The sequence below is a fragment of the Pseudoalteromonas sp. SWXJZ94C genome (genome assembly GCF_015864385.1).
Lineage (GTDB): Bacteria > Pseudomonadota > Gammaproteobacteria > Enterobacterales > Alteromonadaceae > Pseudoalteromonas.
The window spans coordinates 1-25,893 of the sequence record NZ_JADYXF010000014.1 but is presented as its reverse complement, the minus strand read 5'-3'; the positions used below and the strand labels follow the sequence as shown (position 1 = coordinate 25,893).

General features: G+C 39.7%; 26 protein-coding genes and 1 pseudogene. 13 read left to right on the top strand and 14 right to left on the bottom strand.

Going from position 1 to position 25,893, the window contains the following annotated elements; genetic code table 11:
• Positions 1-27: 27 nt before the first annotated feature.
• The gene (locus I6F65_RS07840; protein ID WP_024610316.1) at positions 28-927 is read right to left on the bottom strand and encodes a LysR family transcriptional regulator; all 900 of its coding nucleotides are present in this window, start codon (positions 925-927) and stop codon (positions 28-30) included.
• A 119-nt stretch (positions 928-1,046) separates the two neighbouring features.
• Here I6F65_RS07840 and I6F65_RS07835 point away from each other — a divergent pair, with 119 nt between their 5' ends.
• The gene (locus tag I6F65_RS07835) at positions 1,047-1,613 is read left to right on the top strand and encodes an NADPH-dependent FMN reductase (protein WP_024610317.1); all 567 of its coding nucleotides are present in this window, start codon (positions 1,047-1,049) and stop codon (positions 1,611-1,613) included.
• A gap of 25 nt (positions 1,614-1,638) precedes the next feature.
• Here I6F65_RS07835 and I6F65_RS07830 read toward each other — a convergent pair whose 3' ends face one another.
• The gene (locus I6F65_RS07830; RefSeq protein ID WP_197112315.1) at positions 1,639-2,079 is read right to left on the bottom strand and encodes a TerB family tellurite resistance protein; all 441 of its coding nucleotides are present in this window, start codon (positions 2,077-2,079) and stop codon (positions 1,639-1,641) included.
• 99 nt (positions 2,080-2,178) lie between these two features.
• Between I6F65_RS07830 and I6F65_RS07825 the strand changes: the two genes are divergently transcribed.
• Positions 2,179-2,571 carry a hypothetical protein gene (locus tag I6F65_RS07825; protein ID WP_024610319.1) on the top strand — a complete coding sequence of 131 codons (393 nt, stop codon included), beginning with the start codon at positions 2,179-2,181 and terminating at the stop codon, positions 2,569-2,571.
• Positions 2,572-2,573: 2 nt separating this feature from the next.
• Here I6F65_RS07825 and I6F65_RS07820 read toward each other — a convergent pair whose 3' ends face one another.
• The gene (locus tag I6F65_RS07820; protein WP_197112313.1) at positions 2,574-3,167 is read right to left on the bottom strand and encodes a hypothetical protein; all 594 of its coding nucleotides are present in this window, start codon (positions 3,165-3,167) and stop codon (positions 2,574-2,576) included.
• A gap of 43 nt (positions 3,168-3,210) precedes the next feature.
• Entirely contained in the window at positions 3,211-4,197 is a 987-nt protein-coding gene (locus tag I6F65_RS07815) for a hypothetical protein (RefSeq protein WP_197112311.1), read from the bottom strand.
• A 439-nt stretch (positions 4,198-4,636) separates the two neighbouring features.
• On the opposite strand from I6F65_RS07815, the gene I6F65_RS07810 reads away from it, so the two are divergent.
• Positions 4,637-6,154 carry a DUF3360 family protein gene (locus I6F65_RS07810; RefSeq protein ID WP_166111348.1) on the top strand — a complete coding sequence of 506 codons (1,518 nt, stop codon included), beginning with the start codon at positions 4,637-4,639 and terminating at the stop codon, positions 6,152-6,154.
• A gap of 91 nt (positions 6,155-6,245) precedes the next feature.
• Here the strand turns inward: I6F65_RS07810 and leuD are convergent, their stop codons facing one another.
• From leuD to fabR, 5 genes are all read right to left on the bottom strand, one after another.
• Positions 6,246-6,845, bottom strand: coding sequence for a 3-isopropylmalate dehydratase small subunit (gene leuD, locus I6F65_RS07805; protein ID WP_024610322.1), 600 nt, complete (start codon positions 6,843-6,845; stop codon positions 6,246-6,248).
• On the bottom strand, positions 6,845-8,245 hold the full coding sequence (leuC, locus tag I6F65_RS07800; protein ID WP_007582204.1) for a 3-isopropylmalate dehydratase large subunit: 1,401 nt from the start codon (positions 8,243-8,245) through the stop codon (positions 6,845-6,847). Before leuC ends, leuD begins: the two co-directional genes overlap by 1 nt.
• Positions 8,246-8,305: 60 nt before the next feature.
• Positions 8,306-9,382 (bottom strand): 3-isopropylmalate dehydrogenase, encoded by a 1,077-nt coding sequence (gene leuB / locus I6F65_RS07795; protein ID WP_166111351.1) that lies wholly within the window; start codon positions 9,380-9,382, stop codon positions 8,306-8,308.
• Positions 9,379-10,932, bottom strand: a complete 1,554-nt coding sequence (gene leuA, locus I6F65_RS07790) for a 2-isopropylmalate synthase (protein ID WP_008171909.1) — start codon at positions 10,930-10,932, stop codon at positions 9,379-9,381. Before leuA ends, leuB begins: the two co-directional genes overlap by 4 nt.
• Positions 10,933-11,337: 405 nt before the next feature.
• Positions 11,338-11,961 (bottom strand): HTH-type transcriptional repressor FabR, encoded by a 624-nt coding sequence (gene fabR, locus I6F65_RS07785; protein ID WP_024609861.1) that lies wholly within the window; start codon positions 11,959-11,961, stop codon positions 11,338-11,340.
• Positions 11,962-12,087: 126 nt separating this feature from the next.
• Between fabR and I6F65_RS07780 the strand changes: the two genes are divergently transcribed.
• Positions 12,088-13,221 (top strand): fatty acid desaturase, encoded by a 1,134-nt coding sequence (locus I6F65_RS07780; RefSeq protein ID WP_197112309.1) that lies wholly within the window; start codon positions 12,088-12,090, stop codon positions 13,219-13,221.
• A 13-nt stretch (positions 13,222-13,234) separates the two neighbouring features.
• Complete coding sequence (gene sthA, locus I6F65_RS07775; protein ID WP_197112307.1) at positions 13,235-14,665, top strand: Si-specific NAD(P)(+) transhydrogenase; 1,431 nt, start codon at positions 13,235-13,237, stop codon at positions 14,663-14,665.
• 109 nt (positions 14,666-14,774) lie between these two features.
• Here sthA and hemE read toward each other — a convergent pair whose 3' ends face one another.
• Positions 14,775-15,839, bottom strand: coding sequence for a uroporphyrinogen decarboxylase (gene hemE, locus I6F65_RS07770; protein WP_002961084.1), 1,065 nt, complete (start codon positions 15,837-15,839; stop codon positions 14,775-14,777).
• A 529-nt stretch (positions 15,840-16,368) separates the two neighbouring features.
• Here hemE and I6F65_RS07765 point away from each other — a divergent pair.
• Positions 16,369-16,839 (top strand): Rsd/AlgQ family anti-sigma factor, encoded by a 471-nt coding sequence (locus I6F65_RS07765; RefSeq protein ID WP_024610837.1) that lies wholly within the window; start codon positions 16,369-16,371, stop codon positions 16,837-16,839.
• A 114-nt stretch (positions 16,840-16,953) separates the two neighbouring features.
• Here the strand turns inward: I6F65_RS07765 and fkpA are convergent, their stop codons facing one another.
• Positions 16,954-17,706: an FKBP-type peptidyl-prolyl cis-trans isomerase gene (fkpA, locus tag I6F65_RS07760; RefSeq protein ID WP_024610836.1), complete on the bottom strand. Its 753-nt coding sequence runs from the start codon at positions 17,704-17,706 to the stop codon at positions 16,954-16,956.
• 214 nt (positions 17,707-17,920) lie between these two features.
• Between fkpA and I6F65_RS07755 the strand changes: the two genes are divergently transcribed.
• Positions 17,921-18,919 carry a WD40 repeat domain-containing protein gene (locus I6F65_RS07755; RefSeq protein WP_024610835.1) on the top strand — a complete coding sequence of 333 codons (999 nt, stop codon included), beginning with the start codon at positions 17,921-17,923 and terminating at the stop codon, positions 18,917-18,919.
• The gene (locus I6F65_RS07750) at positions 18,906-19,121 is read left to right on the top strand and encodes a SlyX family protein (protein WP_007378900.1); all 216 of its coding nucleotides are present in this window, start codon (positions 18,906-18,908) and stop codon (positions 19,119-19,121) included. Before I6F65_RS07755 ends, I6F65_RS07750 begins: the two co-directional genes overlap by 14 nt.
• A 32-nt stretch (positions 19,122-19,153) precedes the next feature.
• Here I6F65_RS07750 and I6F65_RS07745 read toward each other — a convergent pair whose 3' ends face one another.
• A complete protein-coding gene (locus tag I6F65_RS07745) occupies positions 19,154-19,357 on the bottom strand; it encodes a YheV family putative zinc ribbon protein (protein ID WP_024592140.1) in 204 nt (67 codons plus the stop codon).
• A 132-nt stretch (positions 19,358-19,489) separates the two neighbouring features.
• On the opposite strand from I6F65_RS07745, the gene I6F65_RS07740 reads away from it, so the two are divergent.
• The 5 genes from I6F65_RS07740 to I6F65_RS07720 all read left to right on the top strand — a co-directional run bounded on the left by I6F65_RS07740 (position 19,490) and on the right by I6F65_RS07720 (position 24,888).
• Positions 19,490-21,412: an ATP-binding cassette domain-containing protein gene (locus I6F65_RS07740; protein WP_197112305.1), complete on the top strand. Its 1,923-nt coding sequence runs from the start codon at positions 19,490-19,492 to the stop codon at positions 21,410-21,412.
• Complete coding sequence (locus tag I6F65_RS07735; RefSeq protein WP_197112295.1) at positions 21,396-21,818, top strand: TIGR02444 family protein; 423 nt, start codon at positions 21,396-21,398, stop codon at positions 21,816-21,818. The genes I6F65_RS07740 and I6F65_RS07735 overlap by 17 nt, the downstream gene beginning before the upstream one ends.
• Before the next feature lie 565 nt (positions 21,819-22,383).
• Positions 22,384-23,373 carry a hydrolase gene (locus tag I6F65_RS07730; RefSeq protein ID WP_024610832.1) on the top strand — a complete coding sequence of 330 codons (990 nt, stop codon included), beginning with the start codon at positions 22,384-22,386 and terminating at the stop codon, positions 23,371-23,373.
• Positions 23,373-23,627 (top strand): YheU family protein, encoded by a 255-nt coding sequence (locus I6F65_RS07725; RefSeq protein ID WP_007378894.1) that lies wholly within the window; start codon positions 23,373-23,375, stop codon positions 23,625-23,627. Before I6F65_RS07730 ends, I6F65_RS07725 begins: the two co-directional genes overlap by 1 nt.
• A gap of 64 nt (positions 23,628-23,691) precedes the next feature.
• Positions 23,692-24,888, top strand: coding sequence for a dipeptidase (locus I6F65_RS07720; protein ID WP_166111370.1), 1,197 nt, complete (start codon positions 23,692-23,694; stop codon positions 24,886-24,888).
• A gap of 55 nt (positions 24,889-24,943) precedes the next feature.
• Here the strand turns inward: I6F65_RS07720 and I6F65_RS07715 are convergent, their stop codons facing one another.
• Positions 24,944-25,591 (bottom strand): hypothetical protein, encoded by a 648-nt coding sequence (locus I6F65_RS07715; RefSeq protein WP_197112293.1) that lies wholly within the window; start codon positions 25,589-25,591, stop codon positions 24,944-24,946.
• Positions 25,592-25,822: 231 nt separating this feature from the next.
• Positions 25,823-25,893, bottom strand: a pseudogene (locus I6F65_RS07710) (elongation factor Tu); the annotation flags it as partial.

Sequence of the window (25,893 nt, the reverse complement as noted above, 5' to 3'; positions counted from 1 at the left end):
TAAAACACGGCTAAAATACTGCTAAAGTTATTGATTAGCAGCTAACTTACTAAAATGTGTTTTTAACAACCCTGCAAAAGCTTGCACTTTAGCAGTACGATGCACTAAATGATGCGTTACAAGCCATATATCGGTAGGCCAGTGTAGCTCATTGTGTAATATCGGTACTAAATCAGTATATTGCGCCGCCACATCATGTTGTAATCCGCCTATACCTAAACCTTTAATAATTGCGCGAGTCGCTTCTGCGGTTTCAGACACACGCAGCTTTACTTGCGATGCAGGAATATGCTCATCAACCCATGCAAAATAAGGCACGCGCGCATTAAAACCCGCCACGCCCGATACAAAGTTATGTTGCTGTAAATCACTTAACGATTTAGGCATTCCGTACTTATTAATGTAACGCTTATTAGCATACAAGCCCGACGAAAGCTGCGCTAAATGCTGGGCAATGTAATCACCCTCATCAGGTCTTGGTCCTGCACGTACTGCAATATGCGCCTGACCATGATCGAGCCTTAACCTTTTTTGCTCTAAAATAACCTCAAGTTGTACCTGTGGATGCAATGCCTGAAATTGCTCACATACATCACCCAGCATGTCCATAAAACCACTGACCGTTGTTAATAATAAACTCCCTCTAAGCGTACTATCGGCTGCAGCTATATCGTTATGTAACTGCTCCAAGGAGCTATGTATAGTTTGCGCCGTTGCAAATAACTTAGTGCCAATTTCAGTTACTTTATAGCCACGAGCATGGCGATGAAAAAGCCGTGCGTTTAAGTTTTTTTCAAGATTATTAATTCGTCTAAGCACTGTGCTGTGGTGCACATTAAGCTCCTCTGCCGCTGCTGTTAACGTACCTAACCGTGCTACTTCAAACGCAACTTTAACGTCTTGCCAATCTTCAAATTTAATCGCCATGCTGCTTACCTTTAACTTATGTGCATATACGCACATAAGTGTTGCGTTTATTAGGGTTTTCTACAAGCAAAATTTTGCTACATTAGTGTTATAGATTTAAACACTAAAAGGTTATTAACATGTCAGCACCAAAAATTATCGCCCTAGCAGGCAGCCTTCGCCAAGAAAGCTTTAATCAAAAAATCATTAATGAAGCAGCACGTTTTGCTCTGCAAACAGGTGCTGAAGTAGAAATAATAAAACTAAACGAATTAAACATTCCATTATTTAACGAAGACATAGAAGCACAAGGTACACCAAGCGACGTACAGCTTTTAAAAGACAAACTACGTGCAGCCGACGGTATTTTACTGGCAAGCCCAGAGTATAACGGCTCAATTACCGCTGCACTTAAAAATGCTATTGATTGGGCGTCACGAACAGAGCAAGGCGCAGTCCCTGCTTTTCGTAACAAAGTGGTGGCGTTGTTTGCAGCATCACCAGGTGGACTTGGCGGGTTACGTGGCTTAAATCACGTACGCGATATATTAAGTGGTATTGGGTCGTTAGTGCTTGCGGATCAACTTGCTGTACCCGCTGTGCACACATTGTTTGACGAAAATGGGCAAATTAACGAACCGGTTACTGCAGAGCGAGTATCTGCGCTTGCTCATCAGTTAGTCAGTGTTGCAAGCAAACTAAAATAATCTGCGCGCTCACCTAAATAAATAATTACTTTGTCGCTGCTATTTTTGCGGCGATAAAGTCTGTATGTGTTACATACAAAAGCCCTGCAACTTTACGTATAACATATTCTTCTTGCGGGTCTATTTCACCATCGGCATACGCTAAGCGCCATAATAGCTCTATAATTTCGATACGTTGCTCAGCGCTGCAATGTTCGTTAATTTGTTTCGAAAACTGAAAATAGTCAATCGCACCATCTAAGCTACTCTCTGCATTACCTGTTAGCTCTTCAACTTCAATATTTGTTAAATTAAAGTACTTTTTTAAGGTTACAGTCAGGGTTTTCTCTTCATTATGTTCAAGTTTGTTATCAGCACGCATTACTTCTATTAATAATGCAGCAACCGCAGTCTTAAAATCATGCGGTTCTATCGTTGGTTGCTGATCATCGAATACAGCAAAAAGCTGTTTTATTTGTTTGAACATCACATAATTCCTGGTTGGGTGTTAGACTAAACTTAATGAAATTGAACTTATATCAACTATTAATGGGTATAAATTTTACAAATTAAAGGATAAATTTTTATGAAAGGATTAAATACACCAAGCTTAATTATTAGCACTGCATTGGTGACCCTTTTAAGCTCAAATACTGCATTTGCTGAAAAAGCCGAAACAGAAAAGCTTTATGATTTTGATAATAAAGTACATTACTATCAAACTAAATTAGGTGACAATAATTACAAACTAGAAATTCAGTCTGATGATTACAAGCACTTCACTAATCAAAGTGTATTTTTATTGCGCCACGCTGATCGTTTATGCCGTGGACAAGCTTTTATGCTTAAAGTGCTTGAAGGCGTGCAAGAGTATGAACGTTTTCCAACCAAACCACGCGCCTATCAACCAGATCTAAATGTTTTACTGCAATGTGAAACAAAAGCCGAAGCTAAAGCTGATGCCAAAAAGACTAAGTAGCACTAGTCTTTATAACCCCAAGGTGCTGATGGTGGAGTAATTGGTTTGGTTAAATCAAAATCCACTTTAAACTCACGCCCTTGGCGAATTAACCGATAAGTAAACACATCGGGATAAATATACATTTGCCACGTGTTTCCAACAGACTGTGCAATCCCTTGCTCTACAAATAACTCTTTAGAGTACTGATCGGCAGGAAACGACTGCATTTGAGCAAACCCAGCATCAAGAGTATGACCACCATACATAGTTGATACGTCGTTAGTGCCATCTTTATGACGATGATCGTGCTTTAAGCTCAAGCCGCTGCCCGTTTTAGTAATAATCCACGTACGTGATGCATCATCACCAACATGAAACGGAACTTGTAACTCAGTGTCGGTACATTTACGTACATGCATAACCAGCTTTTTATCTGCAAATGAGCTTACTCCTTTTGCGTTATCTACTGCTACTTTACCCTCAAAGGCTTTACCACAGTGTTGTGCAATACTATTAAAAAATGCATCGTGAGTAGGAATAGACACCAAAGGTGCTGGTCGTGCAAATACTGCTGATGAGGCAAGTAATAAAGTTGTTGCTGTTAATAATTTCATAAGTCACTCGTTATAATAATTTTTAATACCATAGCGGCTTAAATTAGCTATGGGAAATAACTGCGATAAGCTGTTTTTCTGCTCTGTTTTTCATTAAAGTTAAAAGTGAATGATGAAAATCTTGAAATATCACCTCACCCCATAGTCGTGAATAAACCCCAAAATTAGTATTATCTTGTACTGTGGTTTTTAATGTTAAAAGGGTATTACCGCTGTCGTCTTCACTTAATTGATAACCACCATAAAGTGGAGAAAAGTATTCACCACCAAGTTTAACGTGTTTGTCTAATGCACCATCAGGAATTAAATCTGGGTTTATTTCAAACTTATAAAGCATTTTTTTGTTTGGTTGCCAATCAGTAATTACCTCTTTAAATACAACCCCTTTTTGCCATTTACTTGTACGAACAGCGCCAACACCGCTTGCATTCATACTTGCCTCTAATGGTTTAGGTACACCTATAAACTGGGTTAACGAAAAAGGAATTTCTTGCGGATCTATATAGCTCACATTAGCAAGTTGTTGCCATACAACATCAACGGGGGCGTTAATTGTAATTGAATTTGTTACTTCGTACGTTTTTGATAAATGTAAAAAATTAAGCTCAATTGGCGATAAAGCCAAAGGCAGTAAAGCAACCGATAATAGTGTCGCATTTGATTTACGCGTTGTTCTTTTACGAATAAACCCAGCAAGTACGCCACCTACACTTGAGAAAAACATAAACGCAGGTAATGCCATTGCTACGCAAATACTACCCTCTAACAGAGTAACAATACTTACTAATAAAAATATAAAAATAGGCTGCCATGCTTTCACAATTATCTGGCGATAAGTTAAATTAGGCGTCTCATTGTATTCAAAATGGATTCGAATATAGCCAATGGCAACCGGCACTAAAAACATAAATGAAATTGTAACTAAGCCGCCAAAATTTAACGCTTCACTAAATTCAATAAAAATCCGCATTGATATTCCATAGAGAACACCTAAAAAAATACCAATCGCTTTTGGGGAGATAGAGTCCATTATCTGCTCTTTATTATTTCAATTGCTCAAAAAATAACATTTATGTAATTTCATCACAATAAAAACACCACGACTCAGTTACTTAAATATAAAACTTATAAAAAATCGAGTTAAGTGACTAAAAATGTCCATAAGTACCTTATTAGACTAAAGGATGACTATTAATAAACATGCTAGTTATAGTCTATATAATCATTATTAAATAATATCCAAACTCACGAAAAAACCATAAGACACTGATTAAAATAGTAAAATAACCAACCAAATCATTTTATTACTTTTCACCTACCTATAAATCATTTATTAAACCAAGGTATACAAGACCTTTTGCCTATTCTACATTTACTAAAAGCTGATCTACTCTACTTGCTCAATATTCATTGCTTTAAGAAAAAGCTGTATTTTAATTTTGAGTAGCAACAATGTTGCAGGGGAAAATATGAAAACTACGCCGCAAGATGGCACTCCATCTGAAGCCGAGCAAGTAACGGATGCTCAAACTGCATCCGGTAGCTACGAAAGCCTTCACAAACCCAGCTCCGAGTTTAATAGCCGCGACGAGTATCTTGAACACGAACTGCAAATTATGCAGCCTAAGCGCTGGCGTCCTAATTTACCGTTTAGAGATTACAGATTTGAATTTGAAGACACCATTCCAGCAATGGCAGGCACAATTGGCAAAGTCGTTATGGTGGGTGCTATTGCAGCTACATTTGCGGCACCTCTTGGCTTAAGCGACGCGTTTGTTTTAGAAAACGTACGTTACGAATTATTAATTGTTTCTATTTTTATCATCTTGTTTTCGGGCTTTATTTTACCAACAGCCAACTTAGCCGGTACTCATGGTCCACTTATTCCACTAATCCCTATTGTTGTTGCTGCTGGCGGTCACCCTATGGCGTTTGGTTTACTCATTGGTGCCTTTGGTTTTATTCTGGCCATAACCAAAGGAGGAAGTATGCTCGCGCGCCTAACCAGTAAAGGTGTGTGTGGCGGGCTGCTCATTTATTTAGGGTTTATTGGTACTATTTCGCAAGTTAAAAAGCTGTTTGCTTGGGCAGAAGCCATTGATATGGCACACATTGCATTTATTGTTATTTTAGCCACCATTTTATTGTATGCGCTATTAGAGCACTTTAAAAAACGTTGGTTAGCAGTGCCGTTAAGCTGCCTTATTGGTGGTGTGGTTGCCTTTGCCTTAGGTGCGCCGTTTGAATTTCATACAGCACCAGGTTTACCAAATATGAACCCTGCATACTGGTGGGGTGATAACACGGGTTGGATGCTAGGTTTACCAACACTTGAAAGCTTTGTTGTGGTACTCCCATTTGCTGTGCTCGCCGTTGCCATGTGGTCACCGGATTTTTTAGGTCATCAAGTATTTCAAAAAATAAGCTATCCGCAACGCACCGAAAAAGTACAAATGGATATCGACGATACCATGCTAAGTGCATCGGTTAGACAAACATTTGGCTCACTTGCCGGTGGTGCTAACTTTGCCTCCTCTTGGGGGACTTATATTGTGCCTGCCGCTATTGCTAAGCGCCCTATCCCTGCTGGCGCTATTTTAACAGCATTATTTTGTATTATTGCTGGTTTATGGGGTTACCCTATGGATTTAGCGATTTGGCAGCCTGTATTGTGTGTAGCGCTTATTGTTGGGGTGTTTATCCCGCTACTTGAAGCTGGCATGGAAATGACGCGCGAAGGTAAAACGACGCAATCAGCCGCTATTGTGGTATTTGCTTCGACCTTAGTTAATCCTGCTTTTGGTTGGTCACTTACTATGTTACTTGATAACTTAGGGCTGATTGGCTGTAAAGAGCGCAGTGCTGAGCTAACTAAAATGAGCCGCTGGGTGATTCCACTTATCATGTTTGTGCTACTTACCACTGTAATGGCAATTGTAGGTATGTTACCTGGTATACCGGCGTTAATGGCTGACTTTAGACATTAAGCCTTAGGTACAGATCCTAATATTTACTCATAGAAAAGCACGGCAATTGCCGTGCTTTTTAATTCGTGATTCTTAATTACAGGTTAAGAAATTACTGCCAAGAACGCTCAGTAGCCAGTTGCTTTTCAAACGCATCTATTTGTGAGTTTAGCGTTTCGGTTACACCAATAAAGTCTAAACCACTTAACAAACGCTCTTTTACCTCTTTACTAATATCAAAACTAATTGGTGCAAACTTACTGCTTGTTAGTGTTTGATTTTCAAGATCGATTTCAATGTTAATATCGTCGTGCTGCTCGCTAAGTACAAACAATTGCTCAAGCGTATCGGCAGGTAATGCAATGGCTAGCATTTGGTTGTTACCACAGTTATTAAAGAAAATATCTGCAAAGCTTTCAGCCAAAATTACTTCAAAACCATATTGCTTAAGCGCCCATGGAGCGTGCTCACGAGATGAGCCACAACCAAAGTTATCGCGCGTTAATAATATTTTTGCACCTTGGTAACAAGGGCGATTTAAAATAAAGTCAGGGTTTGGCTCGTCGTTATCTAGGTAACGCCAATCATAAAATAATGCAGCATCAAAACCTTCACGGCTAGTTGATGTTAAAAACTGCTTAGGAATAATTTGGTCAGTATCTACATTGTTTTTATCAAGTGGGGCCATTAAGCCACTAAAAAATACGCTCATTAGGCTTCTCCTCTAATATCAACAAAGTGGCCATGTATTGCAGCGGCTGCAGCCATTGCGGGGCTAACTAAATGGGTACGCCCGCCACGACCTTGGCGACCCTCAAAGTTACGGTTAGAAGTAGATGCACAACGCTTGCCTGCTTCTAGGCGGTCATCATTCATCGCTAAACACATAGAACAACCTGGTTCGCGCCATTCAAAGCCAGCGGCTTTAAAAATATCGGCTAAACCTTCGTCTTCAGCTTGTTTTTTAACTAAACCAGAACCCGGTACAATTAATGCTTCTATGCCGGCTACAACATGTTTGCCTTCAACAATTTTTGCAGCTGCGCGTAAATCTTCAATGCGGCTATTTGTACATGAGCCAATAAATACCGTGTCTACTTTTGCGCTTGATAATTTATCGCCCGCTTTTAAGTCCATGTATTTAAGTGCGCTGCGAATAGCATCGGCTTTAATTAAATCTGGCTCTTTATCTGGATCAGGTATGCACTCATCAACACCAATTACTTGCTCTGGGCTTGTGCCCCAAGTAATTTGTGGCTGAATGTCGTCGGCATTTAGCTCAACAACTAAATCAAAGTGTGCGCCTTCATCTGTTTTTAATGTTTCCCAATATTCAACGGCTGCATCAAAATCTGCGCCTTTTGGTGCAAACGGACGACCTTTTAAGTAATCATAAGTAATTTGGTCAGAAGCAATTAAACCCGCTTTTGCACCCATTTCTATGCTCATATTACATAGCGTCATACGGGCTTCCATTGAAAGCGCTTCAATGCCTGCACCACAAAACTCAGCTACATAACCTGTGCCACCAGCGGTACCTAACTTGCCAATTACCGCCATAATTAAATCTTTAGCCGTAACCGTTGGACGCAATACACCATTAATTTGAATTTTTAACGATTTCGCCTTTTTTTGCTGTAGCGTTTGCGTTGCTAATACGTGCTCAACCTCAGAAGTACCAATACCATGCGCTAATGCGCCAAACGCACCATGCGTAGAAGTATGGCTATCGCCACATACAATGGTTGTGCCTGGCAAAGTAATACCTTGCTCTGGGCCCATTACGTGCACAATGCCTTGGTTAATTGAGTTTAAATCGTAAAGTACAATACCAAACTCTTTACAGTTTTTATCAAGCGCCATTAATTGGTTTTTAGATACTTCGCTTGCGGCATCTAATGAGCGGCTTTTAGTCGATACGTTATGATCCATCGTTGCAAAAGTTTTTTCTGGGCAACGTACAGTACGGTTTTTTTCACGTAGACCTGCAAAGGCCTGCGGAGAAGTAACTTCATGCACTAAATGGCGGTCAATATAAAGTAAGTCGGTTTGCTCGTTTATGCTGGCAACGGTATGTGCTTGCCAAATTTTTTCGTATAACGTTTGGGCCACTTGCTAATTCCCTAATCTGTTTGAGTTGCAGCATAACGGTGCTGCAACTTTAATATGTTATTAAATGCGTGAAACGATGGCTGCTGCCACATCGCTTGTGCTGTAACCTGCATGTGGATATATATCTGGTGTGCCAACGCCTGCTTCTACGGCTTCTGCTACTGCCTTTTCAATTGTGCGAGCAGCTTCGTCTTGCCCTAACGAGTAACGTAGCATTAATGCGGCACTTAAAATTTGTGCTATTGGGTTTGCAACGCCTTTACCTGCAATATCTGGTGCTGAACCGCCTGCTGGCTCGTACAACCCAAAGCCCGATTGATTCAAGCTTGCCGATGGTAATAAGCCCATTGAGCCTGTGATCATGGCGCACTCATCTGACAAAATATCACCAAATAAGTTATCGCAAAGTAGTACGTCAAACTGGCTAGGCTGTTTAACTAACTGCATAGCGGCGTTATCTACATAAATGTAATCTAGGCTTACTTCTGGGTAGTCTTTACTAACTTCGGTTACTACTTCGCGCCATAATACGCTTGATGCTAATACATTGGCTTTATCTACCGACGTTACGTGGTTACTACGTAGTTTTGCCGCTTCAAAAGCAAAGCGTGCAATACGTTCAATTTCTTTTCGTGAGTATGTTTGCGTATCAAATGCAAACTCTTCTGCGCCTTCACCACTGCGGCCTTTTTCACCAAAATAAATGCCGCCAGTTAGTTCGCGCACGCACAAAATATCAAAACCTTTTTCACTAATATCAGCGCGAAGTGGCGACGCTGCACTTAATGCAGGTAATAACTGTGCAGGGCGTAAATTACAAAACAAACCAAAGTGCTTACGAAGCGGCAATAACGATGCACGCTCAGGCTGCTCGTTTGGTGGTAAGTTTTCCCATTTAGGACCGCCTACCGAACCAAATAAAATAGCGTCTGAGTTTTCACATGCAGTAAGTGTACTCTCTGGTAATGCTTTACCAAATTCGTCAATGGCTGCGCCGCCAATTGCATAATGTTCGCGGTTTAGGGTAAAACCAAACTTATTGCTCACAGCATCAAGTACTTGCTCTGCTGCTGCCATTACTTCTGGACCAATACCGTCGCCAGCTAATACTGCAACGCTGTAGTTTGTTTTACTCATCCTGCTTTCCTTTGTTGTTTTAAATCAGACACTTTTTGTGCACGATAAATTAAGTTATAAACACGGATCATGGCGCGTACCGACGCTTCAACCACATCCGCTGCAATGCCCGCACCGTGGTAAGGTCGACCATCGTATTTAGCTATAATATTTACTTGGCCTAATGAGCTTGCACCTTGACCTGTCGCTTCTAAGTTATATTCAATCATTTCAACGCTCATACCGGTTAAGCGCTCAATAGCTGCAAACGAGGCTTCTACTGGACCATTACCTGTCGCGGCCTCTTGTTTAGCTTCGCCATCAATTCGCATTCCAATCGTAGAACTTGCTACCGATTGTGAGTTAGAGGCTGAGTTAACAAATTCTAATTGGTATTTTTCGTCTTTGTCGTTAATTTGATTAAAGTAAATCATCGCCTCAAGGTCGTAATCGTATACTGTGCCTTTTTGGTCAGCCAATTCGATAAAGCTTTTATATAAGCCATCCATATCGTAATCAGATTTTTGATAGCCTAACTCTTCTAAGCGATGCTCAATAACATGACGACCCGAACGCGAAGTCATATTTAATTGGTTGCTTGGCACACCAACGCTTTCTGGCGACATAATCTCATAAGTATTTTGCGCTTTTAATACACCGTCTTGGTGAATGCCAGAACTATGTGCAAAGGCGTTTTCGCCAACAATTGCTTTATTTGGCTGTACTGGCATATTACAAATTTTAGCCACTTGGCGAGATGCGCGGTAAATTTCTTCACTTTTAATATCGGTATATACTTTTAAGTGGTCGTGGCGCATTTTCATGATCATCGCCACTTCTTCAAGCGAGCAGTTACCAGCACGCTCACCAATGCCATTAATAGTACACTCAATTTGACGTGCTCCGGCTTGCACTGCAGCTACTGAGTTTGCTACTGCTAGGCCTAAATCGTTATGGCAATGCACACTTAAGCGCGCTTTATCAATATTTGGCACGTTATTCATTAAATGGCGGATCATAGCGGCGTATTCGTCTGGCGTTACAAAACCAACGGTGTCTGGCAAGTTAATAGTTGAAGCTCCGGCATTAATTGCCTGCTCAACAATTTTACATAAATCCCAATGCGGCGTACGACCGGCATCTTCACACGAAAATTCAACATCATCAGTATAGTTACGTGCCAATTTAATTGATTTAACAGCCATTGCCGTTGCATCGTCTAAGCTCATACGTAATTTATGTTCAAGGTGCAAAGGGCTTGTAGCAATAAAAGTATGAATACGGCTTTGCTGAGCTGTGCGAAGTGCTTCGCCACAGGCTTCAATGTCTTTAGCAACTGAGCGTGCCAAACCACAAATAATCGGGCCTTTTACTTCGGTTGCAATACGTTGCACCGAGCGAAAATCAGCAGGGCTCGAAACCGGAAAACCCACTTCCATCACATCCACATTCAAGCGGCTAATTGTATGTGCTAATTGAATTTTATCATCTTCAGTAAGGCTTGCTTTAAGCGCCTGTTCGCCATCACGTAAGGTGGTATCAAAAATCCATACTTTATCTTGCTCTTGCATAACTGCCCCTCATTCCTATGTTACCCAAATTTCAATTAATCCCAGCCGCGAGATAAAAAAAACCCCGCAATTGCGGGGTTTTTAGTGTTCAACTCGATGCAAACACACTAATCCCCGCTTACTTGCCATAGCAGTAAGAGGTTAAGTTTTGGTGTAATTAAACGAATAATATGCATCTTGTTTTCTTGTGTGTGTGTTCAGCGAAACCCATTTTTAACATTACAAAGCGCTGGGCGCAAGCATAAAAATTCCAATAAATAGATTTAAAAGCGATTCAAAAAGGTTTTATTATGCAAAATAGAAGTGGTTTATAGATTTTTTTTACAGCATACATCAATGAAATGTTTAAATTAATAAGCACTGTAAAGCACAGTGCTTATATTAGCTTTTTGCTATTATTTTAAACTATATCTCTTTAGTGCTTTCTCTTACGTAATGCGACGCACCACGCGTAATGTAACGCAGTTGCCAAATAACACGTTCAACAAGTTCATCGCGCTGCTGCCCTTCTATATCAAGCGCTTCGGCGCCAGCATTAAATACGAGCGTCACCATGGCCTCTGACTGAATATATGCATGCATAGCGTTGCACTTAGTTTCACTCTCTAAATAATGGGCAAGCTCTAAAATAAAATGTTTAATTTCTCGAGCTACAGCAGCCCTAAATGCTTTAGAGGTACCAGAGCGTTCTCGCAATAACAATCTAAATTGGTTGCTTGAATTATCAATAAACTCCATAAAAGTAACCACTGAGGTATTTATAACACTGCCGCCATCGTTTGCTATGCGCCTGCGCGCTTGACGCATAAGTTGACGAAGGGTTAAACCCGCTTCATCTACCATGGTTAAACCAAGCTCATTCATGTCTTTAAAATGACGATAAAATGAAGTTGGAGCAATACCTGCTTCTCGCGCCACTTCCCGTAGGCTTAAATTCGAAAAACTATGATCTGCGCTTAGCTGATTAAATGCCGCTTGAATTAACGCCTGTCGTGTTTTTTGTTTCTGTTGCGCTCTAACACCCGACATCAACAGCTCCCTGAATAATTTTATGTGAATATTTAGTGATTTTAACTCAATTCCCCAGTCTAATACTTGACGACGAGAGTTTGAAATACTATTTTAGCTTACAGTTGTACGCTGAGATTGAGACTTATGAATAAACCACCGATTATTTGGACAAACGTCCTATTTTTTAGCCTTACCTTTTTGGCGGCTATTACACTTGTTCCTTGGTATGGCATTAGCTACGGATTTACCAGCGCACATTGGATTGCTTTTGTAGGCTGCATGTTTTATGCGGGCCTATCTATTACTGCTGGTTACCATCGACTATGGGCACACAAAACTTATAATGCACACCCAGCAGTTGAATTTATTTTTGCGCTTGGCGGTGCTTTTGCACTGCAAAACAGTGCGCTGCATTGGAGTAGCGATCACCGTATACACCATGGCCAAGTTGACGACCCAATAAAAGACCCTTACGCCGCCACTAACGGTTTTTGGTACAGCCATATTGGCTGGATGTTACGTGACTACCAAGGCGATAGCTATAACGACTATACTAATTGTCGTGATTTACAACGAAATAAAATCGTTATGTGGCAACACAAGCACTACTTAAAGCTTGCTATTGCTATGAACGTAGGCTTGCCGCTTGCACTTGGTTTATTAGTTGGTGATGTGTGGGGTATGTTAATTCTTGCAGGTTTACTACGTTTAGTACTGAGCCAACATTTTACCTTTTTTATTAATTCGGTTGCACATATTTGGGGTTCTCGCCCATACACCGAAAAAAATACGGCACGCGATAACGGCTTTTTAGCGTTATTTACGTACGGCGAGGGTTATCATAACTTTCACCATATTTTTGCAAGTGACTACCGTAACGGCATTAAATGGTTTCATTACGACCCAACTAAATGGATGATCCGCTCTTTAGCTGCTGTTGGTTTAGCCAATAAATTAAAGCGCACACCTGTTGAACGTATCGAAAAAGCAAAGGCCGAAACGCTAATGAGTAGGACGCAAACGCGTCTTGCAAAATTGCCTTTAGCCCAAGATAAGCTTACATTACTACAACAAGAGTACGATTTACTGCTGAAAAAACTGCAAAATTACTGTTCATTACAAAAACAAGTGTTAGAAGTTAAAAAAAATAACATGGCAAAGCAGTGCGAACAGTCGGCATTAATGACACAATATCACGAGCTGGAAGCCGCTTGGGAAAATCAAAAACAAGCATGGCTAGCACTTAATGCGAGGTTATTAAAAGCCTCTTTTAATTAATCTAGGAGTGGCAGTGGCCAAACAACCAGAACAAAAAAAAGTACCCGTGACATACCAATACGACGCAATTATTATTGGCACGGGTCCTGGCGGTGAAGGTACCGCCATGAACCTTTCAAAAAATGATAAAAAAGTAGCCGTTATTGAACGCCAAGAAGCCGTTGGTGGTGGTTGTGTTCATTGGGGAACTATTCCTTCAAAAGCACTTCGTCATTCTGTTAGTCGCTATATCGAATATAAAGCAAACCCTTTGTTTAATATTGGCGAGCGTCCTAGCCGTTTAACATTCCCTGATATTTTACGTCATGCTAGTTCGGTTATTTCTAAGCAATCTAATTTACGTAGTAGCTTTTACGATCGTAACCGTATTCATATGTTTCAAGGTGATGCGAGCTTTGTCGATAAGCATACGATTGAAATCAAAAGAAATGATGGTTCAACCGAGCGACTTACCGCTAAAACAATAGTAATAGCAACAGGATCACGCCCTTACCGACCGCCAGAAGTTGATTTTACGCATTCACGTATTTACGAAAGCGATACAATTTTAGGTCTTAAGCACGACCCTCACCGCGTACTTATATACGGTGCTGGTGTAATTGGTTGTGAGTATGCTTCTATATTTAAAGGCCTAGGCGCTAAGGTTGATTTAGTTAATACACGCGACCGCCTGCTTGCTTTTATGGATGCTGAAATATCTGATGCACTTAGCTATCACTTTTGGAACAGCGGTATTGTTATCCGTCATAACGAAGAGTTTGATCGAATCGAAACACGTGACGACTGCGTTATTATGCATTTAAAATCAGGCAAACGCGTAAAAGCTGACTGTATTTTATTTGCTAATGGTCGTACTGGTAATACAGATACACTAAACCTTGAAGCCATTGGTTTAAAAGCCGATAGCCGTGGCCAATTAAAAGTTAACGAAACATACCAAACAGAAATCGATAACGTTTACGCTGTAGGTGATGTAATTGGCTACCCAAGCCTTGCAAGTGCTGCGTTTGATCAGGGTCGTATAGCTGCTGATGCAATTGCATGTGGCAACTGTGACGACAGACTAATTGTTGATATTCCAGCCGGTATTTATACCATTCCAGAAATGAGCTCTGTAGGTAAAACAGAGCAAGAACTTACAGCCGCTAAAGTACCGTATGAAGTAGGTCGTGCTCAGTTTAAACACCTTGCACGCGCGCAAATTGCAGGAACTGAAGTAGGTAGTTTAAAAATACTATTTCACACCGAAACCAAAGAAGTACTTGGCGTGCATTGTTTTGGCGAGCGAGCGTCTGAAATTGTTCACATTGGTCAAGCCATTATGGAACAAAAAAATGGTGGCAATAATATCGACTACTTTGTAAATACCACATTTAACTACCCAACCATGGCTGAAGCCTACCGTGTTGCGGCATTAAATGGTTTAAATCGCTTATTTAAGTAGGTTATTAAGTAAGGTTTTTTAAAGCCCTTTATAAATAGATAACAAAAAGCCCGCTAATTAGCGGGCTTTTTACTTTTAAACAGTTGTACAAAGCTTGTTTAAATAGCTATTACTTATGGTACTTAGCACTTAGCTCATGTACTGCATTAATGAATACACCGGCATTTTCAGGGTCTACATCTGGTGTAATACCGTGGCCTAAGTTAAACACGTGGCCATTGCCCGTACCAAAATCTTCTAAAATAGTGCCTACTTCTTGGCGAATACGCTCTGGTGTACCATGTAACATAGATGGGTCCATATTACCTTGTAGAGCAACTTTATCACCAACACGGCGCTTAGCGTCGCTGATATTAATAGTCCAATCAAGACCGATTGCATCACAACCTGTTGCTGCAATAGCTTCAATCCATTGACCACCATTTTTAGTGAACAAAGTAACCGGTACTTTACGACCATCGTATTCACGAATTAAGCCATCAACAATTTTATGCATGTATTGCAGTGAAAATTCGTTGTAATCGCGCGGGCTTAATACACCACCCCATGAGTCAAATACCATTAGCGATTGTGCGCCAGCTTTAATTTGAGCATTTAAGTAATCGATTACTGAATCAGCTAACTTATCTAGTAATAAATGAAGTGTTTGCGGCTCTGCAAACGCCATTTTTTTAATTTTACCAAATACTTTACTGCTTCCGCCTTCAACCATATAAGTTGCTAGTGTCCACGGAGAACCCGAAAAACCAATTAATGGAACTTCACCTTTAAGCTCTCGACGAATAGTGCTTACTGCGTTCATTACGTAGCCAAGCTCATCGGTAGGGTCTAACTTTGGAATTTTTTTAACATCAGCTAGCGATGAAATTGGTCGTTCAAACTTAGGACCTTCGCCAGTTTCAAAGTAAAGACCTAAGCCCATAGCATCTGGAATCGTTAAAATATCACTAAATAAAATAGCAGCATCTAACGGGTAACGGCGTAATGGCTGTAGTGTTACTTCACACGCAAGCTCAGCATTTCGACACAGGCTCATAAAATCGCCCGCTTGTGCACGTGTAGCGCGGTATTCTGGTAAGTAGCGTCCTGCTTGGCGCATCATCCATACCGGAGTTACATCTACTGGCTGTTTTGCTAGTGCACGTAAATAACGGTCGTTCTTTAATTCGCTCATGGCGTAAATAATCCTAAGGCTTGTATAAATTGTACAAGATTATACCACCATATTCACCGCCCCTCTATTGCTTAGGGACGAAAACAACCTTACCTAGAGGCAGATCAATAAAATTTGAGGTTTTAATCTATTTTGGTTATAAAACAAGCAAACAAACCATAACATTTAAAACTTCTTGTTAATATGTTTGCAACATCACAAAAACCTTGTTATTGTTCATCCCGCGTTAACAAAAACAATAATAAAAATCTTAAAACAATAAAAATAATAGTTTTAAAATAATAACAATAAAAATCATCTCATAAAAATAAGAAAGCTTGTTATAACAAGTCACTGAAAGAAATTAGACCACCTTAATCGGTGGTTTTTTCTTGCCCGCAATAAACTTTTTAGTAATAAAAACTAAATAAATTACACCTCTTTTAGAACATCTATTTACTTGTTGATATACAGGCAAATTAAATATATCTTGATGTACATAAACTTATTATATTCTAATTGAAAGACCAACCCAGCTAGGAGAACAGTTATGCTGACGCGTGTAGAAAAAGCTCAACAAAAATGGGGTGGTAGCCACACTGTAATCGACAAATGGTTAAACGAACGCCAAGATCTCATTGTGCTTTTTTGTAAAATGGCAGGCTTTTCTCCATACGACAAGAAAGAACATGCTTTACCAGAGCCTGCGCAAATTGAATCTTTTTGCCAAATTTTAATGGATTATTTATCTGCAGGTCATTTTGAAATTTACGATGATATTGCCAAAGCTTGTGAAAATAAAGGTGTGCAAAGCCAAGCACTTGCCAACGACATTTACCCGCGCATATCAAACACTACAGATGTAGCTCTAGATTTTAATGATAAATATGCTGAAGTTAATAAAGATGATTTATTAAAAGATTTTGATAACGATTTATCTGTTATTGGCGAAGCATTAGAAGCACGCTTTGCATTGGAAGATGAGCTTATTGATAACTTATTTTCTAATCATACTGATTAATACATGCGCCATACACTTAGCCTAAATTATGGTTATGTGTAAAATGCATTAAAAAAGGGACCTTAGGTCCCTTTTTGCAAATATAGGCTAAATAAATTTTAGCTTATATTATAATTACTCTTCAGTAGCTGCGTCAGCATCAGCTTGAATTTCTAGTAATTCAACTTCAAATACAAGTGTTGAATTAGCTGGAATTTTACCTAAATCACGGTCACCGTAAGCAAGTTCAGAAGGAATAGTAAACTTGTACTTAGAGCCAACAGGCATAAGTTGTAAACCTTCAGTCCAACCAGCAATAACGCGGTTAAGAGGGAAAGTTGTAGGTTCATTACGTGCGTAAGAGCTATCAAACTCGGTACCATCTAGTAAAGTACCTTTGTAATGTACTTTAACTACATCAGTAGCTACTGGCTTTTCGCCATCGCTTTCGCTAAGTACTTCATACTGCAGACCAGACTCAGTTACTGTAACACCTTCTTTTTTAGCATTGTCAGCTAGGTATTTAACGCCCGCTTCTTTACTTTTTTCAGACTCTACTTTCGCTTTTTCTTCTTGCTTAGTACGTACTGTTGTATCTAGCGTTGTTAATAATTCACGAATTTTTTCTTCGTCAATTTGTGCTTTATCAGCAAGTGCATCTTCAAAACCACGGATTAAAAGCGCTTGATCAAGTTCAATACCAAGCTCAGATTTATCTGCTAGGTCTTTATTTAAAAAGTTACCTACAGATGCACCAATACCGTATGCTTGTTGCTGTTCAACAGTGTCTAATTTAACGTCTGCTTGTTCTTTTTTTGCTTCTTGATTACAAGCTGTAAGCGCTAAAACTGACGCTGCAATCAATGACAATCTAATCGTCTTTTTCATTTTAAATCTCCGACACACTTTGCAGTTGTCATTTAATGTATTATTACTAGTTAAAGATTAACTGCCTACATGATAGGCTGCTTGTTTAATAACTAAATTCTGCGTTGTTAGCTAAACTAAAAACATACCCAGTGCTTAGACAAACAACCTAGGCATTTAACGCGACCTAGTCTAACCTCTCAGTCACTAAGAGTTAAGGGGAAATACCTGTAATATGTCGATATTTCGTACTTTTTTAATCATATTTAGCTGTTTTTTAGCCACCGCCTGTACCGACAAAAAGCAACAGGCTGTAGCAAGCTACGAACATGCAGCAAAAGGTGCATTTTCGTCAGCACTATCAAACGATGGTAAATACAGTTTAATATCCTCTATCAACCATGGGGTCGCCCTGTGGGATAATCAACAGCAAGTGCTAAAATACCAGTGGTTTCAGCAACAAGATCAAGACAGTTTGGTATACGCTGTTGCCATTGCATTTGATAATAGCGTTGCCGTTACCGCCGAAAAAACCACCTTCGCCGTATGGGACATAATAACCGGAGCTAATAAGGGTTATTACAAAATACAAGAATCGAGTATTCGCGATATTGCTATTAGCGACCAAGGTCGTAGTGTTTTATACGGTCGCAGCGACGGCGTAGTTGTATTTGTAAACCTTGAAACAGGTAGACGAATACAATTTTTAGGTCATCAAGATAAAATAAATACCGTTGACCTATCTCCTAACGGACGCTTTGCTTTAAGTGGATCAAACGACTATGTCGCTTATTTTTGGGATACACGTACCGGACAAGTAATTCATCGTTTTAATCATCCTACTCGCGTTACCCAAGTTACACTTGACCCACAAGGTCGCTACGCATTTACGGCAGATAGTATGGCACAAGCAAATGTATGGAAGCTGACTACAGGTGATCTTGTAAGCAAACTGAAGTATATTGCGCGTCAGAAAATTTTTACTGCTGTGCGTTTTAACGAACAAGGCACTTTGCTTGCAACCGGCTCGCCAAATAAGCGCGTTGATTTGTGGCAAATACCAAGCGGTGAAAAAATTCAAACTTGGCAGGTTACCCCGCGCGAAGGCAGTAAGCCTAAATCGGCGGTGGTGCTAGATGTGACATTTACAGATAACGGTAAATCGTTGTTAACCGAAAGCTCCAGCGGTATCGCAGAGCGATTTATTATACGAGAGAATAATGAACACAATTGAACATCGCTTAATGGAACTTGAAGCCAAAGTGGCTTTTCAAGATGAGACGATTGAAGTCTTAAATGATGAAATAAAAGTGCACCAGCAACTTTTAGCGAAAATGAAACGCCAAACCGAGCTGCTAGCAGAGAAAATTAAAGAGTCGCAGTCATCATCGTCTATGATGTCTGAAGCACCTGAGCCGCCTCCGCCGCATTACTAAAACAAGTAAAAGTTAGGCAATAAAAAACCGGGTTAGTCGCCCGGTTTAAACACACCAATTACTTGTTCAAATTGACGAGTAGATGCCTGAACAGCGTTATCTGGTTGCGCCATTTTATGACCACACTCAACACACTCTACTTTTTCAACATCATGTTCTCTGTAAAGCATCATAGTATCCATGGCTTTGCAGTCAGGGCACGATGCACCAGCAATAAATCGCTTTTTTTTTCTCACAACATTTTTCCTGTGGTTTGAACTACCGCTATTTTATCGTATAACTTCACTTGTTGATACGCTTGATAAGAGCATTAAGTTCTATGGTATGATAACGCCAACTTAACAAGGGCACAGTAAAGTAACGCATTCATGATCCAAATATCAGAAATAGAACTACTTCGTGGCGGAAAAGCCTTATTAAAAAACGCATCAGCTACGTTATTCCCAGAGCACAAAGTAGGCCTTGTTGGCGCTAATGGCTGTGGAAAATCAACGTTATTTGGTTTATTAAAATCTGAATTGCAACTCGATGCCGGTAATTGCAACATTCCAAAAGATTGGTCTATTGCCTCAGTAAAGCAAGAAACCCCTGCCCTTGAAATAAGCGCAATTGATTATGTACTGCAAGGTCACCCAGAATACTACGCTATGCGAATAGCACTGCGTGAGGCCGAGCAAAATAACGACGGCGACACACAAGCCAAAGTACATATTCAGCTTGAAAACATTAAAGGCTACAGCATTGAATCAACCGCAGGTGAGCTATTACACGGCTTAGGCTTTGCTAATAACCTTATAGAAAACCCTGTAAGCTCGTTTTCGGGTGGTTGGCGTATGCGTTTAAACCTTGCCCAAGCATTGATACGCGACGCCGATTTACTACTTCTCGATGAGCCAACAAACCATCTTGATTTAGATGCCGTTTATTGGCTTGAACGCTTTTTACGCGCTTACACAGGCACCCTTGTACTTATATCGCATGACCGTGAGTTTTTAGATGCAGTGGTTGATCAAATTTGGCACGTAGATAAGCAACTTATTAATGTGTACAAAGGTAACTACTCGCAGTTTGAGCGCCAAAAAGCAGAGCGTTTACTACAACAACAAGCGATGTTTGATAAGCAACAAGATCAAATTGCACACCTTGAGCAATTTATAACGCGCTTTAAAGCAAAAGCCAGTAAAGCTAAACAAGCACAAAGCCGTGTAAAAGCGCTTGAACGCATGGAAAAACTAGCGCCGGCACATGCCGACTCCCCGTTTAACTTTGAGTTTGCAGATCCAAAAGCATTACCAAACCCACTAATGACAATAGATAAAGCCAAAGCGGGTTATGGTGACGTCACTATTTTAAATAATATAGAGCTAAACCTAGTACCAGGTAGCCGAATTGCTTTACTTGGCCGAAATGGCGCGGGTAAATCAACGTTAATTAAATTGCTTTCTGGTGATTTAGAGCCGCAAGCTGGCGAAGTTATTCAGCATCACGGATTAAATATTGGTTACTTTGCGCAGCATCAGCTTGAATCTCTTGATTTAAAAGCCAGTGCAATAACGCATATACAACGACTCGATCCAAAAGCCACTGAGCAATCACTACGTGACTTTTTAGGTGGTTTTGCCTTTATTGGCGATAAAGCACTTGAGCCTGTAGCCCCATTTTCGGGCGGCGAAAAAGCACGTTTAGTACTTGCCATGTTGGTATATCAAAAACCAAATTTATTACTACTCGATGAGCCGACTAACCACCTTGATTTAGAAATGCGCCATGCACTTGTTATGGCACTACAAGGGTTTGAAGGCGCTATGGTTACCGTATCGCATGATCGCCATATGCTTAAAAATACCGCCGATGAGTTTTACCTTGTAGATGACGGCAAAGTGACCCAGTTTGGTTATGACTTAGACGCGTATTATCAATGGCTACTTAATGCGAATAAAGAAGCGGTTAAAGCGCAGCAAAACGACGACCCTAAAGTAAACCCAGGTGTTAATCGTAAAGAGCAAAAGCGCTTAGAGGCTGAGTTTAGAAAAGCCATTCAGCCACTTAAAAAGCAAATTGAAAAGCTTGAAAAGCAACTCGATAAATTTACCGCCGAATTAAGTGAAGTGGAAGTGACCTTAGGTGATAACGAACTGTACAACGACGACAACAAAGCCAAGCTTAAAGAGTTATTAGCCAAGCAAGCAACCCTTACGCCTAAGCTTAACGACGTTGAAGAAGAGCTACTTATGGCACTTGAAGAAATGGAAGAAAAAGAGCAGGCATTTGCTGATGAACTTGCTCAATAGCGACCATTTTTGGCAGTTTGCGTGCATCTTGTACGCAAAGCCTGATCAACAAACAACCTTGCTGGCACTACAAAACCAGCAAGGAAAAAACGTTAATTTATGCTTATTGCTACTTTATTTAGACTCATTAAATTTAAGTATTAATACCCAACAGCTAAATGAGTTAACGCAAGTAGTTAGTGAATTTGATACTCATGCATTACAACCTCTGCGCGCTGCTCGTAGCTATTTAAAAGCTAATCAGCATACAATAAGTGACTACGCCACAATACGCGCAGAGTTACTGAGCGCCGAGCTAAAGCTTGAAAAACAACAACAACATATGTTGATTTCAGCAGTAAATGAGTTTGAATTGATCGAACATTCAGAACCGAATAATATTGAGCTATATGTGAAAGCCACTTAGGCTGTGAGTTTTTATACCCTCTTCCACTTCTTATTGTCTTTTCTTTGTGCAAAAAACCTTTAGGTGTTTTATTCACAAAGAGGTTAAAAGCGCTAAGATTTTAAAGAAAATACAAAAAATCATAGATTACGATCAATTCATTATTTAAAGCGCAAACTTCTCTGTGCTCTCAGTGGTAATAGCTTATTAGCCCTTAAAACATGATCTAAATCAACTTAGCTTCGCTCCTACATCTGCTTAAGTAAATAACTTGATCTCGATCACGTTACATTCTGTAAACACCACCTATGATTAACCCATCAGCAACGAGGGGAACAACTCATGAACGTATTCTTTAGAGACTTTTTTACAGACCCAGTTTTATTTATGTCTTTTGGATTTTTAACTATTGTTGTTTCTCTATGTATCTTTTTTGCTTTTTTCTTTCTTAAAAAGATACACGATGCAGAAGTTCCTGAATAAAATTAAGCACGACGCACAAAGCGCCTTATCTGTTACTGATTAGGCGCTTTTTATTCTTTTTGGTACACTAGCGATTCGTTTTTGCAAAGTGTGTAGTACAAACATGATCCCACAGTTTAAACCCGCATGGTGGATGACTAATCGTCACGTTCAAACCATAATGCCGCGTTTTTTCCGCCCATTTCATCATACTCGCTACGAACTTGAGCAGCTTGATACACCCGACGGTGATTTTATTGAGCTTGCCTGGTCACTTCCACACAACGAAACGGCTCCACTTGCAATTGTGCTTCATGGTCTTGAGGGCAATATTAATAGCTTTTATGCCAAAGGCATGATGAAAGCATTAAAAAAACAAGGTTATGCAGTCGTGCTTATGCACTTTAGAAACTGCTCAACCGAAGTTAATCGCCTACCACGTGCTTATCATAGTGGTGACACCGCCGATTTATCTTTTTTTATTAATCATCTAAAGCAGCAATATCCAAATAGACCTATGGTTGCCGTTGGCTTTTCTCTTGGCGGTAACGTACTTGCTAAATACCTAGGTGAACAAGCACAAGCATGCCCTTTAAATGCCGCTGCGGTGGTATCTGCTCCTTATGACTTGTCGTCATCAAGTGATGTAATACGCAAAAGTTTAGGTAAAATTTATCAAAAATATCTGCTCGATCGAATGAAAAAATCGATGCAACGTAAACTTCCACAAATTAAGCAGCAAATATCGATAACTACCGATCAATTAATGGAAATTGACGACTTGTTAGAATTTGATAATCAGCTAACAGCTCCATTGCATGGTTTTGAAAATGCACATGACTATTATCGCCAAGCTAGCGCTATGCCATACTTAAAGCACATTGCTGTTCCTACATTAATTATTCACGCAAAAGATGACCCAATGCTTTCTATTAAAGCGGTGCCTAGTAGGCAAGATGTGAGCGAGCATGTTACGCTGCGCATCTCAGAAAAAGGCGGTCACGTTGGTTTCATTAGTGGAAAAAATCCGTTTAAGCCTATTTTTTGGTTAGAGAAAGCCGTACCCAGTTATTTTGGGGAACATGTTTTAAATAAAGCGAGTAAAAAGCAGTAATGATCATCCCTTTTGAACAACTCGATAAAGATACGCTATACAACTTAATAGAAAGCTATGTTTTACGTGAAGGCACTGACTACGGTGAAGTAGAGGCAAGCATTGAATCAAAAGTAAACCAAGTTAAGCTGCAGCTTAAAAATGGTGAAGCGATGGTGTTTTTCTCAGAATTACATGAGTCGGTAACCATTATTTCAAAAGGCGAATTTAAAGCTCTGCAAAGTGAAGAGCATCAAGCGCAGTCGTTTGATTAGTGCACAACACTTGTAACTTTTGAATTGAACGTACACAATGGCTTTTTACCCAAAGAGCCAAAACATGATAAAACTCAGCACTCTAGTGGTAGCCGTATCACTAGCATTAACTAGCCAAGCCCAAGCAGAACAAACAATAACAGCATCTGAAAAGGCAATTAAACTGGCTAAAGACACCATTTTAATTGATACCCATATTGACGTACCTTATCGAATTCATGAAAGCTGGGTTGATGTAACAAAAGCAACTAATGATGGCGATTTTGACTACCCTCGCGCAGTAAAAGGCGGCTTAAATGCCCCATTTATGTCGATTTATATTCCAGCGCATTTAGAATTTGAAGGTAAAGGAAAAAGCTACCAATTAGCTAATCAGCTTATTGATAGTATGGAAGCTATTGTACAACGTGCCCCCGATAAATTTGCTATAGCAAGCTCAACTAAAGATATAGAAGAGCAATTTAAACAAGGTAAGCTGTCTATAGCTATGGGTATGGAAAATGGCTCTCCTATTGAAGGGGATATGAAAAACCTTCAGCATTTTTACGACCGTGGTATTCGTTACATAACACTCGCGCATTCACAAAGTAACCATATTTCTGACTCATCTTACGATATTCGCCGAAAGTGGAAAGGCTTAAGTCCATTTGGTAAAAAGCTTGTCACTGAAATGAATAATGTTGGTATGTTAATCGATGTATCACACATCTCTGATGATGCGTTTTATCAGGTAATGGAGCTATCTAAAACTCCAGTTATCGCTTCACATTCATCGCTTCGTAAATACACTCCAGGCTTTGAGCGTAATATGAACGACGACATGCTATTGGCACTTAAAGAAAATGGCGGCGTTATTCAAATCAACTTTGGTTCAAGCTTTGTTACTGCTAAAGCAGGCTCTTGGGGAAAACAGCTAAAAAGTAAAAAAGAAACGGTAAAAAAAGAAGGTACTAAACTAGCTAAAGATTTTGATGCAGCATACCGCGCTAAAAATCCATATCCATTTGCAAGTCTTGAACAAGTGCTTGATCATATTGATCACGTAGTTGAGCTGATTGGTATAGATTATGTAGGTATTGGCTCTGATTATGACGGAGTTGGCGACTCATTACCTATAGGCTTAAAAGATGTATCTAGCTACCCTAACCTTGTCCAAGGTTTAATGGATAGAGGCTATAGTGATAAAGATATTAAAAAAATCTTGAGTGGAAATACGTTAAGGGTATGGAAACAAGCTGAAGAGTACGCGAAAAAGCATTAAAGCTGTCAGCGGTGTAACTTACTCTAATATGTAAGCGCAAAAACCTGCGCTTACATTAATAATGGTGAGACTTAAGCCTTTTTAAAGCACTGTGAATAATTAAGTTTATATGTTGATTTATTTTTTCTTCTTTTGAATTTGGTTCATCAGCTATTGAGTGATGCTCACGCAGCTCTCTCGGACTATATTTAAATCCGTGAAATTCCCTACGAGAACCCGGCCCCGACCAACAGCTCAGATATTCGCATACACCAACTAATTGATTTGATTCTTCTTCAGTTAAGAAATTATTTGCTCTACCATGATCTTGAATAAAGGAAAGTAAAATATCATGCTCTTCTGATAATTTGTCAGAAGATAAAAAGTTAGACCAAAGCTTCCCATAGCCTTCGCCGTTTTCACTTTCTATTTGTATAAGATCCTTTAACTCATAAAGTTTCAAAGAAAGACTTCCTGTTAATTGAAATTTAGCAAAGTTGTTGGATTCTTTAGCTACTTTTAGCGAGTTTTTGGCAATTCGCCAAGTAAGGAAAGCAATAAACAAAGTGATAATTGCTGTAGAGCAGGTCACTAATTCTACAATACTTAATTCCATATAACCCCTCTGTAATATTGGTAAATAAATTAATATAAAAAACAGTGATAAGTCCCAAATAGGACATTTTCTATCTATTTTTTCAAGGTAGTTAAAAAAAGGGTCCAAATTAATTCCTTTTTATTTTATTGCTACAGCTTTACTCTAAAAGCTTCTTTAGGATGCCCAAAACCGCCTTGTTTGGCAAATAATACCACAAAGAGTCTTCCCCTCGGGTTTCGTAAAACTCAACCCAAGCTACGGTAATAAAGCTATACCTAGGAGCAAATCACTTTCTTCAGGCATTAAAAAAGGCCACCTAAGTGACCTTTTTCTAACAATTAACTTTAAAGTTAATAATTACGCTACGATAGTTGCTACAACACCAGCACCTACAGTACGACCACCTTCACGGATAGCAAAACGAAGAC

Bases quoted from the DNA above. Each gene is read 5' to 3' on its own strand.
- I6F65_RS07840 (WP_024610316.1), bottom strand. From the start codon at position 927: ATGGCGATTAAATTTGAAGATTGGCAAGACGTTAAAGTTGCGTTTGAA.
- I6F65_RS07835 (WP_024610317.1), top strand. From the start codon at position 1,047: ATGTCAGCACCAAAAATTATCGCCCTAGCAGGCAGCCTTCGCCAAGAA.
- I6F65_RS07830 (WP_197112315.1), bottom strand. From the start codon at position 2,079: ATGTTCAAACAAATAAAACAGCTTTTTGCTGTATTCGATGATCAGCAA.
- I6F65_RS07825 (WP_024610319.1), top strand. From the start codon at position 2,179: ATGAAAGGATTAAATACACCAAGCTTAATTATTAGCACTGCATTGGTG.
- I6F65_RS07820 (WP_197112313.1), bottom strand. From the start codon at position 3,167: ATGAAATTATTAACAGCAACAACTTTATTACTTGCCTCATCAGCAGTA.
- I6F65_RS07815 (WP_197112311.1), bottom strand. From the start codon at position 4,197: ATGGACTCTATCTCCCCAAAAGCGATTGGTATTTTTTTAGGTGTTCTC.
- I6F65_RS07810 (WP_166111348.1), top strand. From the start codon at position 4,637: ATGAAAACTACGCCGCAAGATGGCACTCCATCTGAAGCCGAGCAAGTA.
- leuD (WP_024610322.1), bottom strand. From the start codon at position 6,845: ATGAGCGTATTTTTTAGTGGCTTAATGGCCCCACTTGATAAAAACAAT.
- leuB (WP_166111351.1), bottom strand. From the start codon at position 9,382: ATGAGTAAAACAAACTACAGCGTTGCAGTATTAGCTGGCGACGGTATT.
- leuA (WP_008171909.1), bottom strand. From the start codon at position 10,932: ATGCAAGAGCAAGATAAAGTATGGATTTTTGATACCACCTTACGTGAT.
- fabR (WP_024609861.1), bottom strand. From the start codon at position 11,961: ATGTCGGGTGTTAGAGCGCAACAGAAACAAAAAACACGACAGGCGTTA.
- I6F65_RS07780 (WP_197112309.1), top strand. From the start codon at position 12,088: ATGAATAAACCACCGATTATTTGGACAAACGTCCTATTTTTTAGCCTT.
- hemE (WP_002961084.1), bottom strand. From the start codon at position 15,839: ATGAGCGAATTAAAGAACGACCGTTATTTACGTGCACTAGCAAAACAG.
- I6F65_RS07765 (WP_024610837.1), top strand. From the start codon at position 16,369: ATGCTGACGCGTGTAGAAAAAGCTCAACAAAAATGGGGTGGTAGCCAC.
- fkpA (WP_024610836.1), bottom strand. From the start codon at position 17,706: ATGAAAAAGACGATTAGATTGTCATTGATTGCAGCGTCAGTTTTAGCG.
- I6F65_RS07755 (WP_024610835.1), top strand. From the start codon at position 17,921: ATGTCGATATTTCGTACTTTTTTAATCATATTTAGCTGTTTTTTAGCC.
- I6F65_RS07750 (WP_007378900.1), top strand. From the start codon at position 18,906: ATGAACACAATTGAACATCGCTTAATGGAACTTGAAGCCAAAGTGGCT.
- I6F65_RS07740 (WP_197112305.1), top strand. From the start codon at position 19,490: ATGATCCAAATATCAGAAATAGAACTACTTCGTGGCGGAAAAGCCTTA.
- I6F65_RS07735 (WP_197112295.1), top strand. From the start codon at position 21,396: ATGAACTTGCTCAATAGCGACCATTTTTGGCAGTTTGCGTGCATCTTG.
- I6F65_RS07730 (WP_024610832.1), top strand. From the start codon at position 22,384: ATGATCCCACAGTTTAAACCCGCATGGTGGATGACTAATCGTCACGTT.
- I6F65_RS07725 (WP_007378894.1), top strand. From the start codon at position 23,373: ATGATCATCCCTTTTGAACAACTCGATAAAGATACGCTATACAACTTA.
- I6F65_RS07720 (WP_166111370.1), top strand. From the start codon at position 23,692: ATGATAAAACTCAGCACTCTAGTGGTAGCCGTATCACTAGCATTAACT.